The 16253-nt window shown below is 43.0% G+C and carries 15 protein-coding genes; 8 read left to right on the top strand and 7 right to left on the bottom strand.

Annotation, left to right across the window (positions count from 1 at the left end; all coding sequences use genetic code 11):
* Positions 1-2373: CHAT domain-containing protein (locus AABK37_RS34840; RefSeq protein ID WP_432556037.1), on the top strand; the 2373-nt coding region annotated here is incomplete at its 5' end.
* Between the two features lie 169 nt (positions 2374-2542).
* Here the strand turns inward: AABK37_RS34840 and AABK37_RS34845 are convergent.
* The 3 genes from AABK37_RS34845 to AABK37_RS34855 all read right to left on the bottom strand — a co-directional run bounded on the left by AABK37_RS34845 (position 2543) and on the right by AABK37_RS34855 (position 4258).
* A complete protein-coding gene (locus AABK37_RS34845; RefSeq protein WP_432556038.1) occupies positions 2543-3445 on the bottom strand; it encodes a tetratricopeptide repeat protein in 903 nt (300 codons plus the stop codon).
* A gap of 259 nt (positions 3446-3704) precedes the next feature.
* Positions 3705-4040 carry a cytochrome c6 PetJ gene (gene petJ, locus AABK37_RS34850; protein WP_432556039.1) on the bottom strand — a complete coding sequence of 112 codons (336 nt, stop codon included), beginning with the start codon at positions 4038-4040 and terminating at the stop codon, positions 3705-3707.
* A gap of 26 nt (positions 4041-4066) precedes the next feature.
* On the bottom strand, positions 4067-4258 hold the full coding sequence (locus AABK37_RS34855; protein ID WP_432556040.1) for a hypothetical protein: 192 nt from the start codon (positions 4256-4258) through the stop codon (positions 4067-4069).
* On the opposite strand from AABK37_RS34855, the gene AABK37_RS34860 reads away from it, so the two are divergent.
* The gene (locus tag AABK37_RS34860) at positions 4244-4393 is read left to right on the top strand and encodes a hypothetical protein (protein ID WP_432556041.1); all 150 of its coding nucleotides are present in this window, start codon (positions 4244-4246) and stop codon (positions 4391-4393) included. The genes AABK37_RS34855 and AABK37_RS34860 overlap by 15 nt on opposite strands.
* Here the strand turns inward: AABK37_RS34860 and AABK37_RS34865 are convergent.
* Both AABK37_RS34865 and AABK37_RS34870 read right to left on the bottom strand, forming a co-directional pair.
* A complete protein-coding gene (locus AABK37_RS34865; RefSeq protein WP_432556042.1) occupies positions 4359-4847 on the bottom strand; it encodes a GNAT family N-acetyltransferase in 489 nt (162 codons plus the stop codon). The two genes, AABK37_RS34860 and AABK37_RS34865, sit on opposite strands and share 35 nt — an antisense overlap.
* 94 nt (positions 4848-4941) lie before the next feature.
* Entirely contained in the window at positions 4942-6105 is a 1164-nt protein-coding gene (locus AABK37_RS34870) for an RpoD/SigA family RNA polymerase sigma factor (protein WP_432556043.1), read from the bottom strand.
* Positions 6106-6897: 792 nt separating this feature from the next.
* Between AABK37_RS34870 and priA the strand changes: the two genes are divergently transcribed.
* Both priA and kdpA read left to right on the top strand, forming a co-directional pair.
* Positions 6898-9513, top strand: a complete 2616-nt coding sequence (priA, locus tag AABK37_RS34875) for a primosomal protein N' (RefSeq protein WP_432556044.1) — start codon at positions 6898-6900, stop codon at positions 9511-9513.
* 674 nt (positions 9514-10187) lie between these two features.
* Positions 10188-11885 carry a potassium-transporting ATPase subunit KdpA gene (gene kdpA / locus AABK37_RS34880; RefSeq protein WP_432556045.1) on the top strand — a complete coding sequence of 566 codons (1698 nt, stop codon included), beginning with the start codon at positions 10188-10190 and terminating at the stop codon, positions 11883-11885.
* On the opposite strand, the gene AABK37_RS34885 is transcribed toward kdpA, so the two are convergent.
* Positions 11866-12033 (bottom strand): hypothetical protein, encoded by a 168-nt coding sequence (locus AABK37_RS34885; RefSeq protein WP_432556046.1) that lies wholly within the window; start codon positions 12031-12033, stop codon positions 11866-11868. The genes kdpA and AABK37_RS34885 overlap by 20 nt on opposite strands.
* Before the next feature lie 120 nt (positions 12034-12153).
* Here AABK37_RS34885 and kdpB point away from each other — a divergent pair, with 120 nt between their 5' ends.
* From kdpB to kdpC, 3 genes are all read left to right on the top strand, one after another.
* On the top strand, positions 12154-14259 hold the full coding sequence (gene kdpB, locus AABK37_RS34890; protein WP_432556050.1) for a potassium-transporting ATPase subunit KdpB: 2106 nt from the start codon (positions 12154-12156) through the stop codon (positions 14257-14259).
* Positions 14260-14391: 132 nt separating this feature from the next.
* Positions 14392-14658, top strand: a complete 267-nt coding sequence (locus tag AABK37_RS34895) for a potassium-transporting ATPase subunit F (protein WP_432556047.1) — start codon at positions 14392-14394, stop codon at positions 14656-14658.
* 51 nt (positions 14659-14709) lie between these two features.
* Positions 14710-15315, top strand: coding sequence for a K(+)-transporting ATPase subunit C (gene kdpC / locus AABK37_RS34900; protein WP_432556048.1), 606 nt, complete (start codon positions 14710-14712; stop codon positions 15313-15315).
* Here kdpC and AABK37_RS34905 read toward each other — a convergent pair.
* On the bottom strand, positions 15293-15490 hold the full coding sequence (locus tag AABK37_RS34905; RefSeq protein ID WP_432556049.1) for a hypothetical protein: 198 nt from the start codon (positions 15488-15490) through the stop codon (positions 15293-15295). The genes kdpC and AABK37_RS34905 overlap by 23 nt on opposite strands.
* A gap of 31 nt (positions 15491-15521) precedes the next feature.
* Here AABK37_RS34905 and AABK37_RS34910 point away from each other — a divergent pair.
* Positions 15522-16253 (top strand): histidine kinase (locus tag AABK37_RS34910; RefSeq protein WP_435369381.1); only part of this gene is annotated, 732 nt, incomplete at its 3' end.

A 16253-nucleotide genomic window follows, 5' to 3' on the forward strand; every position in this document is an offset into this window, starting at 1 on the left:
CTCAACAATATTGGCTTAGTCTACTATAGTTTAGGCGACAAGCAACAAGCCCTCAACTTCTACAATCAGTCACTTTCCTTAAAGGGGCAAGTGGGCGATAAAGCGGAGGAAGCTGCCACTCTCAACAATATTGGCTTAGTCTACTATAGTTTAGGCGACAAGCAACAAGCCCTCAACTTCTACAATCAGTCACTTTCCTTAAAGGGGCAAGTGGGCGATAAAGAGGGGGAAGCTGCCACTCTCACGAATATTGGCTCAGTCTACGATAGTTTAGGCGACAACCAACAAGCCCTCAACTATTACAATCAGTCACTTACCTTAATGCGGCAAGTAGGCGATAAACAGAGGGAAGCTGCCACTCTCACGGGTATTGGCTCAGTCTACGATAGTTTAGGCGACAAGCAACAAGCCCTCAATTATTACAATCAGTCACTTCCCTTAATGCGGCAAGTGGGGGATAAAGCAGGTGAAGCTAGCACTCTCAACAATATTGGCGGAGTCTACTCAGATTTAGGCGACAAGCAACAAGCCCTCAATTATTACAATCAGTCACTTCCCTTAATGCGGCAAGTGGGGGATAAAGCAGGTGAAGCTACCTCCCTTTATAATATCGCTTCTGTAGAACGCGATCGCGGCAATCTCCAACAAGCCCTTACCCAAATCCAAACAGCAATAAATATTATCGAAGATTTACGCACTAAAATCGATAGCCAAGACTTGCGAACATCCTACTTTGCCTCTCAACAGAATGTCTATAAATTCTACATCGACTTGTTGATGCAACTGCACAAAAAAGACCCTTCAAAAGGATATAACGCCGAAGCACTCCACATCAGTGAAAGTTCTCGCGCCCGTGGTTTAATTGAACTATTAACCGAAGCTAGAGCCGATATCCGTAAAGACGTTGACCCCAAACTATTAGCAGAAGAAAAGGACTTGCAATTAAAAATTGAAGCTATAGGAAAACTACTACAAGATTCATCTAACAAATCAGAAACCGCAACAGCAAAGCTGAATAAAGAACTTGAAATTCTCCTCACTCAACAAAAAGAACTACAAACAAAAATCCGCACTTCTAGCCCGAAATACGTAGCGCTAAAGTATCCCCAACCTCTGAAGTTACCGCAAATTCAGCAACAACTCGATAAAGACACCCTGTTATTAGAATATTCCTTAGGTGAAGAACACAGTTATCTTTGGGCTGTAACTCCCAACTCCATCGACACCTACGAACTCCCCAAACGGAAAGAGATAGAAAAAGCAGCCACGGAATTTAGAGGCAACTTGCAACAAAACGCAGCAGGGGACTTAACAGCTTTATCTGCTTTATCTGCTGCTAAACTGAGTAAACTCATCCTTGCACCTGTAGCTGACAAGTTAGGCAAAAAGCGGTTAGTCATTGTTGCTGATGGGGAATTGCAAAAAATCCCCTTTGCAGCATTAAATGACCTAACCCCCCAACCCCCTTCCCTACAAGGGAAGGGGGAGTTAATCTTGCTCCCCTCCCCTCGCAGGGGAGGGGTTGGGGGAGAGGTCAATTATCAACCGCTAATAGTCAACCATGAAATAGTCAATTTACCTTCCGTCACAGCGATCGCTAGCCAAAGACAAGACTTAAAAGGACGTAAAAGCGCACCCAAAACCCTCGCTGTACTTGCCGATCCGGTATTTGAAGCAAACGATACGCGCATCACTGGCAAACTATCGAATATCGTTCCAGACCTTGACCTTCGCAGTCAAATCGAACAATCTGACTTGAAGCGGGGGGCAAAAAATCTCAATCGCTTAAGCTGGGGACGCCTTAACGGTACACGCACTGAAGCAAATGCAATTTTAAACCTCGTACCCAATTCTAATAATCTCCAAGCCTTTGATTTTGATGCTAACTACAACTGGGTAACAAATAAGCAACTTTCCCAATATCGCTTTTTACATTTTGCTACCCACGGCTTTGCTGACCCCATCAACCCAGAATTATCAGGAATAGTTCTATCTCTTGTAGACAAACAAGGTAAACCCGCTAATAGAGGTTATCTGCGATTAGGTGATATTTTTAATCTGGACTTTGCAGCCGATTTAATTGTACTTAGTGCTTGTGAAACCGGTTTAGGCAAAGATGTCAACGGCGAGGGATTAGTAGGCTTGACAAGAGGATTAATGTATGCAGGTGCAGAACGTGTGGGTGTGTCTCTTTGGCAAGTTGACGATGCAGGGACGGCAGAATTGATGCAAGAATTTTACACGCTTTTGTTGAAGCAGGGCAAGTCGCCTACGGTTGCTTTGCGTGCTGCACAATTGAAGTTCTGGGAAAATTCAAGTTTGCAAAATCCTTATTATTGGTCTGCTTTCACTTTACAGGGTGAGTGGCGATAGAAGATAAAAACGCACTCGTGAGCAAAATGCAAAAAGCCCTCAGGCTATAAGCCTGGGGCTACACGAACAAAGCCTGCCTTCTCAGGCTATGAGTATTTAAGCCTGCGAAGGCAGGCTTTGTCCGTATAGCGATACCCTTCTAGGGTATTGCGGTTAAATTGGGATGCTCTCAAAGCAGGGCAATTTCCGCTCCCGATGGTATCTGTTGTTGCACAGATTTAAGTATATCGAGAGTTTTTTGGTAAGCAACTTTCTCCCTCTTTCCAAAGCGTTGAGCGGCTTTTTCTAAATCAGCGATCGCCGCTTCATGATATCCTAACCAATGTCGGGCAACTCCGCGATTAACATAAGCCTGAGCATTACTAGGATTAAGTCTAATTACTTCCGAAAAATCGCGCACTGCACCTAAAATATCTCCGCTTCTGGTGCAAGCGCAAGCTCGGTTAAAATAAGCTCTATAATCTTTGGCATTGAGGCGAATTGCTTTATCAAAGTCGAGCATCGCTGCTTGCAAATCTGCCAACTCTAACCGCGCTAACCCTCTGTCATTATATATATCCGCTTGTAGAGATTGGAAGTTTTGCGGAATTATTGACAAAGCTTTATTGTAATCAGCGATCGCCTGTAATTGATTCCCCAACATGGCAGTGGCAATGCCGCGATTGTAGTAAGCTCGAAAATCATGCGGTTTCAGAGCGATCGCTTGTTTATTATCCGCCATTGCAGCTAGATAATTACCTTGTCTGTATTCTGCCAATCCCCGATTCAGATAAGCTTCAGCATTTTTCGGGGCAAAATTTATCGCTTTTGTACAATCTGCGATCGCACTATGGTAATCTTGTAATTGAAGATACGCAAGACAGCGATCGCTATAAGCTGCGGCAAAATTACTTTCAAGCTGAATTGCCTCAGTTAAATCTTGAATTGCTTCTTGATAATTGCCGCGTTGTATCTTGTCTGCACCTAACTTCAACAAGTCGCTAGCGATCGGTGTAGCATAAGCGCTGAAAGTGACAAAATTGAGAGCGATCGCCATCATAAAACTGAGAATGAATCGATAGCAGCGATTCATAAACAAATCTCCCAATTTGATTTTTTTGCAAAACGTGCAGAATTAGGTAAGGCATATTTACCAAGAAAAAATTCAGGAGCCAGAATCGAGTATCGGATGTTATGCTCTGCGTGGGATAAATAAACCGTGTTTTTGCACCCCACGCTAAAAGCATAAAGATATCTGGGCGTCAACTACCTATGGCAACAAAAACCCCAAAGGTTGCATTCTGGCTTTTGTACAGACGTGGGAGTGTGGAACGTCTCTACCTAACTCTTGTTTACTTCCAGCCTTTATTGTTAGCCTGATCCAACACGTAAGCGGCTACATCTTCAATCTGAGCGGGTTTTAAACGAGCTTTAAAAGCAGGCATAGCACCTTTACCCTTTGTAACTTGGGCAATAATCGCTTCTTGTGAGTTCATGCCATACTTATCTAAAGCTTCTTTCTTCAGATTTTTTTGAGCTTGAACCAAGTTTTTACCACCAGCATGACAAGAAGCGCAATTAGCGGTAAAAATTTTCTTTCCACTTGCTGCGTCTGCTAAAGCTGGACTGTTGAAGGCAAAGGTAAAGATTGTTACGCATAACAACAATACCGAAAGAATCTTTTTCATCCCGTGTTCTCTCTGCAAAAAAAGGACTATTCACTGTAATATCCTTCATAATTTTCAGTTGCTCCATTGCCTTCGTCAAAAGACAAGCTGTCAAAGTTCGCGGTTTTGTTGGTGGTTGGTTGTTGGTTGGTTGTTGGGCAATGGGCAATGGGCAATGGGCAATGGGCAATGGGCAATGGGCAATGGGCAATGGGCAATGGGCAATGGGCAATGGGCAATGGGCAATGGGAATAAAAAGAAGCGATCGCGTATTTAACAAAGGACTATGCCCGATGCCCGATGCCCGATGCCCGATGCCCGATGCCCCACTCCCCACTATCAACTATCCACTAACCACTCCCCCAATTCTGTAACCCGACAAATTCGCCAATCATCTAAAATAGAGGCTCCCATGCTGCGGTAGAATGCGATCGCAGGCTCGTTCCAATCCAAAACACTCCACTCTAAGCGTCCGCAATTTCTTTGCACGGCTATTTGAGCTAATTTTGTCAACAAAGCTTTCCCAATACCTTTTCGTCGATATTTCGGTAAAACAAACAAATCTTCTAAATAAATTCCTGGTTTGGTGAGAAATGTGGAATAATTATGAAAAAACAGGGCAAAGCCTACAGCTTGCCCTGCATATTCTGCTAAAATTGCCTCAATATATTTATTAGAGCCAAATAAATGCTCTTTTAGAGATTGAGCATCACCAGTGACGGCATGAGATAATTTTTCATACTCTGCCAATGCCTGAATTAATTCAAACAGCACTGTGCAATCTGCTGGTTCAGCAAACCGCAAAATCAAATTGCTATCAAAAGTCATTAGTCAAAAGTCCAAAGTCATTAGTCCAAAGTCAATAGTACGATGACTGTTGACTCCTAACTCCTACTCCGTTCTCCTAACTCCTAACTTTTGACTACACCAACCAACCTTTCAAGCGTTTAGCTATGTGAGGACGCCGCAATTTTCGCATGGCTTTGCTTTGAATTTGTCGCACTCGTTCGCGAGACAAATTAAACATATTGCCTACTTCTTCTAAGGTACACGGTTCGCTGGTGGTCAAACCATAGCGCAGAGAAATTACGTCTTTTTCTCGTGGTGTCAACACATCACCCAAAACTTCCCAAATCTCCTGACGCATCATGTTTTCATTCATTTTTGCTTCGGGAGATTGATTATCTTCGTCTTCTAGCAAATCCATCAATTCCGTGTCTTCTTCTTTACCGACGCGGTGGTTGAGAGAAAGTGCTTGCCGGCGTAGTTGTTGTAGTTGGCGTAGTTGTGGCAAAGGTATTTCTAATGCTTCTGCCATCTCCGCTTCTGTGGGATTGCGACAAAGTTTTTGTTTAAGTTCGCGTTGCGCTTTTTTGAGTTTGTTAAGTTTTTCAACAATATGGATTGGTAAGCGAATTGTTCGCGCATCATTAGCGATCGCTCGCGTAATTGCTTGTCTAATCCACCAATAAGCGTATGTCGAAAATTTATATCCCTTATCTGGATCGAATTTTTCTGTAGCGCGATTTAACCCCATTGCCCCTTCCTGAATTAAATCTAGGAAAGGCACTCCGCGATTGAGATATCGTTTAGCAATTGACACTACCAAGCGTAAATTTGAGCGAATCATTTTCCGCTTCGCTACTCTACCTTGATACAAGCGACTTTCTAGTTGCTTTTCGGTCATTTCTAGTGAGGATGCGACTTTTTCCTTACTAGCTTGTTCACCCAATTTTTCGCTCAACGAAGCTTGTAATTCCCTTACTTCTTCATTAAACCGCACTCGCCGCGCTAATTCTACTTCTTCGTCGGCTTTGAGTAAAGGATAACGCGCCATTTCTTTAAAAAACGCGCCCACAGCATCATCATGCTCGGTTTTATTATATCCGGATGGTCGCGCTGCCGCCATTTGATCGCCATCGCGTTCATCTGTTTCCATTTCGGCGATCGCGCTATATTCATCTGCTACTGCTTCTAGTTCGAGTGGTACTTCACTCTCAACAGCATTTTCTACTAGTAATTCCATTGTTCCCAATTCAGCAATATTCATAGTTTCCTTAAGGGATTGTTGCTTTGTTTGGTACATAATTAAATGACAGCTGCTTTTTCTTGAGGTTTGGTAGTTTTCCCAACAGAACAAATGCACCTGTCTTATAGCAAAATATAGGTTTCTGCTAATGTCTCATTGAACGCGACATTCAGTCTGTATCTTTCATTTCATACTTCCTGTTACAACGCAATTCAAAAATGAATACTGGTATTTGCACCTTCAAATATCTACTTGCATCAACACATATATTCCTCATTCTTTTGTTTCTTAGCAAATCTGTCAACTTTTAAAACTTTATCAACCTTAACAAATATAAATATTTTTCGTAATCATCCTTAAACATTAAATATTCCTATATTTTTCTCTACCTTTTTATTGTTTATGCCTTCCTTCTTGGTTAAATACTTGCCTTGTCTTCTTTTTGGTGTTAATGCAACTGCCGCCAACTGACGAATGAAAATATCAATATTTAGGCTGTCTAAACTCGAGCTATATTCTGTTGAATTACAGCATCCCATATACTGAAAGGGCTGAATATCTATCAATAGGTGGAAAAGTCCTATACCTTACTTAGTAAATAAAGACAGCTTTTAGAAGTAAGCGAAGATGATTTGATTTTTTTTTAGATCGGGCATTCAATATTTATTTACCTCTGGAGTTGAGATTAGTTTGACCGATAAATTACATAAGAGGAAACTTATCAAGTATTATAAGAGAGAAAAGTATTGCGAAATACAATTTGTCTTAATAAATGGCAAAAGTTAAAGTTAATTTAGAAGAGTGAATTCTGACCAAACACGTAAATAACAGTCTATTAATTAAAAAGCTATGTATAGTAATGGCGTAAGTTTATTTCCATTGGTAGTAGCCGAACCGAGTAATTCATACGAATCGGGCAAAGCTGTTGAGCAGTGGATCGAAGTGCTGGTTGACTGTCCGGGAAGCTCGGAGTTATTTACTTACCGATTGCCACCTCAGTTAGTTTGTAAACCAGGAGATATTTTAAGTGTGCCATTCGGAGCGCAACAGTTAGGAGCTTTAGCCATTCGATTATTAACACAACCGAGCGCGGACATACCACGAGAAAAAATAAGAGATGTCGAAGATGTAATTCATAGCGGTTTTTTTCAAGATAACTACTGGACATTGATAGAAAGGGTATCGGAGTATTATTACACACAACTAATTCAAGTGATACGAGTCGCATTACCGCCCAGATTATTAGGGCGATCGCAACGGCGTATTCGTTTGGTTTTAAGAGACACATCCCTCGAATCGGCTAGTGAAGCTTTCTTGTCAAATGCAGCGCGGCAAATCGTAGAGCTTCTGCGTTCTTCAGCAGCTGGAGATTACAGCTTTACCTACCTTCAACAAAAAGTCAAGGGAGCATATCGAGGAGTACGCGAGTTGTCGCGATGTGGTATGGTACAAAGCTATTTAGAACCGCCACAACAGATTAAACCAAAGCTGCAAAAAGCAGTCACAATGGTAGGAAGTAGCTTTGATCGTGACTTAACAACTCGTCAAAGAGAAATTTTAGAAGTATTGCGGCGACACGGCGGCGAGTTATGGCAAACTGAATTATTGCAAATTTGTAGCACGAGTTCTTCTACCCTAAAAACGCTGGAAATAAAGGGTTATATTGTTATTCAAGAACGGGAAATCTTGCGAAGGGAAACTCCGGCGAGTGGAATAAATTCAGAGCAAGCGAAATCATTAACACAAGCTCAATCGCAAGCGTTAGCGACAATAAATCAACTAAATGGATATGCTCAAGTTTTATTGCATGGAGTGACAGGTTCCGGAAAAACCGAAGTATATTTGCAAGCGATCGCCCCCCTACTCAATCAAAATAAATCTGCCCTCGTTTTAGTTCCAGAAATCGGATTAACACCGCAATTAACCGATCGCTTTCGCGCTAGATTTGGTAACAAAGTCAGCGTTTATCACAGCGCTCTAAATGACGGTGAACGTTACGACACTTGGCGACAAATGCTCACAGGAGAACCACAAGTAGTCATCGGCACGCGAAGCGCCGTTTTTGCACCTTTGCCAAACTTGGGTTTAATCATCTTAGACGAAGAACACGACAGCAGCTTTAAACAAGACTCACCCATCCCCACCTACCACGCGCGAACCGTTGCCCAGTGGCGAGCCGAATTAGAAAATTGTCCTTTAATTTTAGGTTCCGCCACCCCTTCGTTAGAAAGTTGGTTGAGCGTCACAAGAGGACAAGGGGACAAGGAGACAACGGGACAAGGAGACAAGGGGACAAGGAGACAAGGAGACAAGGAGACAAGGGGACAAGAGGACAATTCTTTCCCCCCATCCCCCCCTCTCCCACTCCCCCCCTCTCCCCATCACTACCTCCCCCTCCCCGAACGCATTTACTCTCGTCCTTTACCGCCGGTGGAAGTGGTGGATATGCGACTAGAGTTGCAGCAGGGAAATCGTTCTATATTTAGTAAGTCGCTGCAATCGGCTTTGGTAGAGTTGCAAGAAAGGCGACAACAGGGAATTTTATTTATCCATCGTCGGGGACACAGTACTTTTGTATCTTGCCGCAGTTGCGGATATGTGCTGGAATGTCCTCATTGTGATGTTTCGCTGGCGTATCACCATACTGAAGAAGGAGCGCCGCAATTATTGCGCTGTCATTACTGTAACTTTGCGCGATCGCATCCTCAAAATTGCCCTGAATGCAGTTCGCCTTACTTAAAATTCTTTGGTAGCGGTACGCAGCGAGTCGCCCAAGAATTGACGCGACAGTTTCCCGAATTGCGTTTCATTCGGTTTGATAGCGATACCACCCGCAATAAAGGGGCACATCGCACGCTGTTAACTAAATTTGCCAACGGTGAAGCTGAATTGTTAATAGGTACGCAAATGCTCACCAAAGGATTAGATTTGCCCCAAGTCACATTAGTCGGTGTAGTTGCGGCTGATGGGTTGTTAAATTTATCAGATTATCGCGCCAGCGAACGCGCATTTCAAACTTTAACCCAAGTAGCCGGACGTGCTGGTAGAGGTGACGATCCTGGTAAGGCAATTATCCAAACTTACACACCAGAACATCCAGTAATTGAAGCAGTGCAGAGGCATGATTATGAGTCTTTTATTCATTCCGAATTAGAACAAAGACAAGCTTTAAATTATCCTCCTTATGGGAGATTGATTTTATTGCGCTTAAGTAGTTTAGATGCAATAAGCGTGCAAAATGCCGCGCAAATCATCGCCACAGCTTTGAATTCAAAAGAGGGATTTGAAATATTGGGACCAGCACCTGCGAGTATTTTAAGAGTAGCAAATCGTTATCGCTGGCAGATATTAATTAAGTTTGCTCCCGAAGCTTTGCCACAATTGCCAGATTGGGAAGAAGTGCGATCGCTTTGTCCAGCCAGTGTTAGTTTAACAATAGATGTAGACCCATTACATATGATGTAAATATCGCATTCAGTTGAATATTTATCGTATATCAATACCTTGTAGAGACGTTCCGCAAAGAACGTCTCTTCTGGTAGTGGGTACTTTACTCCCTTCCCGCTACAAGATTACCTATCTTCTTTCTCTTCTTCCTTTGTGTACTTCGTGTCTTTGCGGTTCGTTAAATAGGTATTTTTCGAGCGGGAAGGGAGTAGTACCCAAAATAAGCGTTCTGAAGGAAAAATTATCGCTCTTTGCGATCGCCTGGTTCAAATTTACTAATAAGTTTATTTTTGCGTACTTACTTTTTTTCCCAAAATCTTGAATATGCAATATAATTTTTCGCTACAGCTTCCTGACTCGTTATCATCGCCAATAATACGTGTAAACTTATACTAAAAAAATATGTATCTTATTTGACAAAAATCTCATTTATTCTCTGTTTGAAAGTAACAAACGTAAACGTAAACAATATGATATGGAAGATAAATGAATAGAAGTAAAATTTAAGTATTCTTGTCGGACAGTTCAAAAAATCTCTGAAAATTAGTAATAACACAGAAGAGTAAATCTAGTATAAAAAATTGAAGTGATAATAAATATCGCGGTTTAACCGCCAAATAAAATTCACACTCCTGTTAAATTTAATCTTTCGGCATCGGCTTGTAGGTACTTGAAAAAATTAAAGGAAATACATGGGACAAGGTTTGTTGCAAATTGGGCTAACGCTCTGCATTGTTATAGGAATAACTCCGCTTCTGGGTAAATACATAGCGCGTGTCTTCTTAGGAGAAAAAACGCTACTTGACTTAGCAATGCAGCCTGTAGAAAGACTTATTTATACATTAGCAGGTGTCCGCAAGCAAGATAACATGACTGGTTGGCAGTATGCGCGGGCAATACTGTACAGTAATTTTGTTATGGGCGTTTTCGTATATCTGTTAATAGCGCTTCAGAAATTCTTGCCTTTCAATCCCACGCGGTTAAATATGCCTAGCTGGGATACAGTTTTACACACTGCGATTTCATTTCTGACAAATACCGATCAACAACATTACGTCGGCGAAACAACCTTAAGTTATTTCAGCCAGACAGCAGCTTTAGGCTTTTTGATGTTTACCTCAGCAGCAACGGGATTGGCGGTAGGAATAGCCTTTATTCGCGGCTTAACAGGTAGACCTTTGGGAAATTTTTACGTCGATCTGACTCGTGGCATCACACGGATTTTACTACCAATTTCGGTGATTGGAGCGATCGCCTTACTTTTAACAGGTGTACCGCAAACATTAGCTGCACCGCAAGTTGTCAGAACCCTCGAAGGAAGTACGCAGTACATCGCCAGAGGTCCGGTAGCATCCTTTGAGATAATCAAACAACTAGGCGAAAATGGCGGCGGTTTTTTTGGAGTTAACTCCGCACATCCTTTTGAAAACCCCAATGGCGTTTCTAACTTAATCGAAGAAATCGCCATGATTTCCATTCCAGCGGCATTGATTTATACCTACGGTTTATTTGCCAACAACACCAAACAAGCTTGGCGGCTTTTTTGGATGGTATTTATAATTTTCGTAGTTTTAGTTTGCATCACAGCCGGCGGTGAACTGCAAGGAAATCCTTTAATTAATACTGCCTTAGGAACAGACCAGCCGAATTTAGAAGGCAAAGAAGTAAGATTTGGCTGGGCGCAAACTGCATTATGGGCAGTCATGACCACTGCAACTATGTGCGGCGCTGTCAACGGTATGCACGATTCTCTCATGCCGGGTGGTGGCTTTTCTACCCTTTTCAACTTATTTTTGCAGATTATTTGGGGTGGTCAAGGAACAGGCACCGCCTACTTATTCATTTACCTAATTCTCACCGTATTTCTAACTGGGCTGATGGTGGGACGCACTCCAGAATTTTTCGGACGCAAAATAGAAAAGCGAGAAATCGTCCTTTCTAGCATAGTTTTGCTAGTTCACCCAATTGTAGTTTTAATTCCCAGCGCGATCGCCTTAGCTTCCCCCAACACTTTATCGGGAATTAGCAATCCAGGTTTTCACGGTATCTCCCAAGTAGTGTACGAATACGCTTCAGCTGCGGCTAACAACGGTTCTGGGCTTGCAGGGTTAGCTAATAGCCAACCTGCACCTACAGCTTTATGGTGGAACTTAAGTACCTGTGTAAGCATCTTAGTAGGACGCTACGTACCAATTATCGCCATCCTACTTTTAGCTGACAGCATGGCACATAAACAAACAGTGGCAGAAACCCCCGGTACCCTCAGAACCGATTCTCTGCTATTTACTAGTGTTACCGCTGGAGTAATTCTAATTTTAGGAGTACTGACATTCTTCCCCGTTTTAGCATTAGGTCCGATCGCCGAAGGATTTAAACTCGCAGTCCGGTAGCTAGAAGAGGAGGGGGGGAGGGGGAGAGGGGGAGAGGGGGGGATGGGGAGATAGGGAGATGGGGAAATGGTGAGTCCAGCGCCGTGCGCGGGTTCCCCGCGTTGAGGCGACTGGCGAACCCGAAGGGGGAGATGGGGAAATGGGGCAAAGAAGAATTATTCTCCTTGTTCCCCCACTTCCCACTCCCCACTCACCATTCCTCCCACTCCCCACTCCCCACTCCCCCAATGCCCAATGCCCAATGCCCAATGCCCAATTCCCAAAATATATGAATCCCGTTGCAACTACTTCTAAAAATAAACCTCCACGTTCTCTCAAGAGCGATCGCCGTCAATCGCCAAAAAAGTCTAAAGTAAACAATAAAGGACTTTATCTAAGAGCAGTTAAAGATGCTTTTGTCAAGCTCAATCCCAAATATGCAATCAAAAACCCAGTTATGTTTTTGGTTTGGGTAGGCACAATTATTACTCTTTTAGTCACGATCGATCCTTACTTATTTGGACAAGTCCCAGGCGAGAATTTACAACGTTTTAACGGCTTGATTACCGGGATTTTATTCTTTACGGTCTGGTTTGCCAATTTTGCCGAAGCTGTCGCTGAAGGACGCGGTAAAGCTCAAGCTGATGCTTTGCGCTCAACTAAGTCAGAAACTCTCGCCAGAAAACTCTCCCCTGATGGCTCAATTACCGAAGTACCTTCCACCAGCCTTCGACAAAGTGATACTGTATATGTAGTTGCAGGTGATATCATTCCCGCCGATGGAGAAGTGATTATGGGTGTCGCTTCGGTGGATGAATCGGCAATTACTGGCGAATCTGCACCAGTATTGAAGGAATCAGGCTCGGATGTTGCTAGTTCAGTTACTGGCGGCACGCGGATTATTTCCGATGAATTAATTATCCGGATTACAGCCGACCCAGGTAAAGGCTTTATTGACCGGATGATCGCTTTAGTGGAAGGTGCAGAACGCAGCAAAACACCGAATGAAATTGCTTTGACGGTGTTGCTGGCAGTTTTGAGCTTGATATTTTTGTTTGTTGTGGTGACATTGCCAGCGATCGCCTTTTATGTCAAAAGTTCAATTAGCGTACCAATTTTAATTGCTCTGTTGGTAGCATTAATCCCGACAACTATCGGCGGTTTGCTGAGTGCGATCGGTATTGCCGGTATGGATCGAGTTGCCCAATTTAACGTTATTGCCACTTCCGGACGAGCAGTAGAAGCCAGCGGTGACGTTAACACCTTAGTTCTCGATAAAACAGGTACAATAACCCTTGGCAACCGTTTGGCAGAAGAATTTATCCCGATCAACGGTCACTCAATCGAGGAAATTGCCAGTGTCGCTTTGGCAGCTAGCGTCTTTGATGATACACCAGAAGGTAAATCGATTGTCCGGCTGGCTGAAAAGTTTGGGGCAAAAGTTGAATTTGACCGCAATCAGTCAGAACCAGTTGACTTTTCCGCCAAAACGCGCATGAGCGGTACTAACTTACCAGGTGGATATCAAGCGCGGAAGGGAGCAGTACGAGCAATTCTCGGATTTGTGCGTTCCCGTAACGGACAAGATTCTCCAGAACTTAACGCTGCTTACGAACAAGTTTCCCACCAGGGAGGTACACCCTTAGCCGTTTGCCTAGATCGAGAAATTTACGGCATCATTTATCTGAAAGATATCGTCAAACCAGGTATTCGCGAACGTTTTGACCAGTTGCGACGCATGGGTGTGCGTACCATCATGCTGACCGGCGACAACCGGATTACCGCTTCTGTAATTGCCCAAGAAGCTGGAGTTGATGACTTTATTGCCGAAGCAACACCAGAAGATAAAATTTCCGTAATTCAAAGCGAACAGGCAAAAGGCAAACTTGTAGCAATGACCGGAGACGGTACTAACGATGCTCCTGCCCTCGCTCAAGCAAATATCGGGGTAGCAATGAATACTGGTACTCAAGCAGCCAAAGAAGCGGCAAACATGGTAGATTTGGACTCCGATCCCACCAAGCTAATTGATATCGTTTCTATTGGTAAACAATTGCTGATTACTCGTGGGGCTTTGACTACATTTTCTCTCGCCAATGATATTGCTAAATATTTTGCGATTATCCCAGTGCTATTTGCTACTGCTAATCTGCAAAGTTTGAATATCATGAAGTTGACCAGTACTAATTCTGCCATACTATCAGCGTTGATTTACAATGCTTTAATTATTCCGGCTTTGATTCCTTTGGCGTTACGGGGTGTGAAGTTTAGACCGCTAACTGCTAATCAATTGCTACAACGTAATATCTTAATTTATGGGTTGGGTGGTGTGATTGCACCATTTATTGCAATTAAATTGATTGACATGTTGATTACGGTGGTAGGGTTAGCGTGAGGCTTGATTTTTTGATTGTAGAGATGTTGTAGTTAATCTCTCTACTATTAAGTGCAATAGCAAGAGAACGAACCGCGTTCGCGGAGCGTCTCGAAGAGAAGGGCGCAAAGGACGCAAAGAAATAAGAAAGTTATGAGAAGAGTTAATTTAGAATATAAGTTTTTAGCAATGGATGGAGTACAGGCAATTTTGTTTGTTTGGTGGCGATGGTATAAACAAAAATTGCCGCTCGTTATTTTTATCGTTCTGTGTTTGAATTTGTTAGTTGCTCCAGTTGTTTATGCTGCTGATAACAATTTGGAACGTCGTTCGGCTTGGGCGATCGGTGTTTTAGTATTTGTAACTCTGGCACTTATAGTTTACTTATTTGATGTCATTTTTCGCCCAGAACGCTATTAATTGGGCAACTGAAAAAATTAAAGTAAATATTAGAGGTATTCAAAAAATTTTATGCCTATTGTGAGAGAAGCTATCAGAGCAATTCGTATTACTTTGGTGCTCTGGTTGCTGACAGCAATTATTTATCCTTTATTTATTCTTTTGATAGCTCAAGTTCCTTTCCTTCAAGAAAAGGCTAATGGCAGTATCATCTATAATTTCAAAGATGAACCAATTGGTTCGGCTTTGATTGGACAACAGTTCAGAGATGAGCGTTATTTTCATGGTCGTCCCAGTACGGTGAGATACAGCCAAGGAAAACAAGCCAGACCAACCGGCATATCTGGCGCCAGCAATCTCGCTCCCAGTAATCCAGAATTGCTCAAACGAATTGTAGAGCAAGCAAATCAACTCAAAGACGAGAATATTCAACCCCTCCCCGATTTAATTTATACATCTGGTTCGGGTTTAGACCCACATATATCAATAAAAGCAGCGCGGGAGCAGTTAGATCGAGTTGCTCGCGCTCGTAGTGTCCGCGAAGATGAAATACGTCCTTTACTTGAGAAGTATACCGATAAAAGATTTTTAGGGATTTTTGGAGAACCTGGAGTTAATGTTTTGCGATTGAATTACGCTCTCGACCTCCAAGAACTTAATCGCAGGCAAAATCAATAAATGATAATGGGCATGGGGCATGGGGCATGGGGCATGGGGCATCGGGCATTGGGCATGGGGCATTGGGCATCGGGCATCGGGCATTGGTAATAATTCTTTCCCTTTTCCCTTTCCCCTTTCCCCTTTCCCCTTTTCCCCTCTTAAAAAAGCCCATTGCCCATTGCCCATTGTCCAATGCCCACTAACAACTAACAACCAACAACCGTATGAACACTAAACTTTCAAATTCTGGAAGTTATTATCCTATACGTTCGGCGCGGCGGGGCAAACATAAAATATTTATTGGTATGGCTCCTGGTGTGGGCAAAACCTACCGCATGTTGGAAGAAGGACACGCGCTGAAAAATGAGGGAATTGATGTTGTTGTTGGGCTTTTGGAAACCCACGGACGTAAGGAAACGGCACAAAAAGCGCAAGGGTTGGAAATCATACCCCGTAAGGAAATTCCTCGCAGCGGATTGACTTTGACGGAAATGGATACGGATGCAATTTTAGCGCGATCGCCTCAGCTAGTATTAATCGATGAACTCGCACATACCAATGTCCCAAGTCAACAACGCGAAAAACGCTATCAAGATGTAGAAATCATATTGGCAGCAGGCATTGATGTATACTCCACAATGAATATTCAACATTTGGAAAGTCTCAATGACCTGGTAGCGCGAATTACTGGGGTGATAGTACGAGAACGGGTTCCCGATCGCATTTTAGATGAAGCAAATCAGATTGTTGTTATAGATGTAACACCAGAAACTCTGCAAGAACGCTTGCGAGAAGGCAAAATTTATGCACAACCAAAAATTCAACAATCCCTCGATAATTTCTTTCAACGTCGCAATTTGATAGCTTTGCGGGAATTGGCTTTGCGGGAAGTCGCAGACAACATCGAAGAAGATGCGATCGCCTCCACCCCCGCAGGACAATTCTGTAACATTCAC

The organism is Tolypothrix sp. VBCCA 56010, assembly GCF_050875635.1.
In the GTDB taxonomy this organism is placed as follows: domain Bacteria; phylum Cyanobacteriota; class Cyanobacteriia; order Cyanobacteriales; family Nostocaceae; genus Hassallia.

What these genes read in the sequence shown, in the direction of transcription:
- kdpA (WP_432556045.1), top strand. Translation starts at nt 10,188, where the DNA reads ATGGGACAAGGTTTGTTGCAAATTGGGCTAACGCTCTGCATTGTTATA.
- AABK37_RS34895 (WP_432556047.1), top strand. Translation starts at nt 14,392, where the DNA reads ATGAGAAGAGTTAATTTAGAATATAAGTTTTTAGCAATGGATGGAGTA.
- AABK37_RS34845 (WP_432556038.1), bottom strand. Translation starts at nt 3,445, where the DNA reads ATGAATCGCTGCTATCGATTCATTCTCAGTTTTATGATGGCGATCGCT.
- AABK37_RS34860 (WP_432556041.1), top strand. Translation starts at nt 4,244, where the DNA reads ATGGGCAATGGGCAATGGGCAATGGGAATAAAAAGAAGCGATCGCGTA.
- kdpC (WP_432556048.1), top strand. Translation starts at nt 14,710, where the DNA reads ATGCCTATTGTGAGAGAAGCTATCAGAGCAATTCGTATTACTTTGGTG.
- priA (WP_432556044.1), top strand. Translation starts at nt 6,898, where the DNA reads ATGTATAGTAATGGCGTAAGTTTATTTCCATTGGTAGTAGCCGAACCG.
- AABK37_RS34865 (WP_432556042.1), bottom strand. Translation starts at nt 4,847, where the DNA reads ATGACTTTTGATAGCAATTTGATTTTGCGGTTTGCTGAACCAGCAGAT.
- petJ (WP_432556039.1), bottom strand. Translation starts at nt 4,040, where the DNA reads ATGAAAAAGATTCTTTCGGTATTGTTGTTATGCGTAACAATCTTTACC.
- AABK37_RS34870 (WP_432556043.1), bottom strand. Translation starts at nt 6,105, where the DNA reads ATGTACCAAACAAAGCAACAATCCCTTAAGGAAACTATGAATATTGCT.
- kdpB (WP_432556050.1), top strand. Translation starts at nt 12,154, where the DNA reads ATGAATCCCGTTGCAACTACTTCTAAAAATAAACCTCCACGTTCTCTC.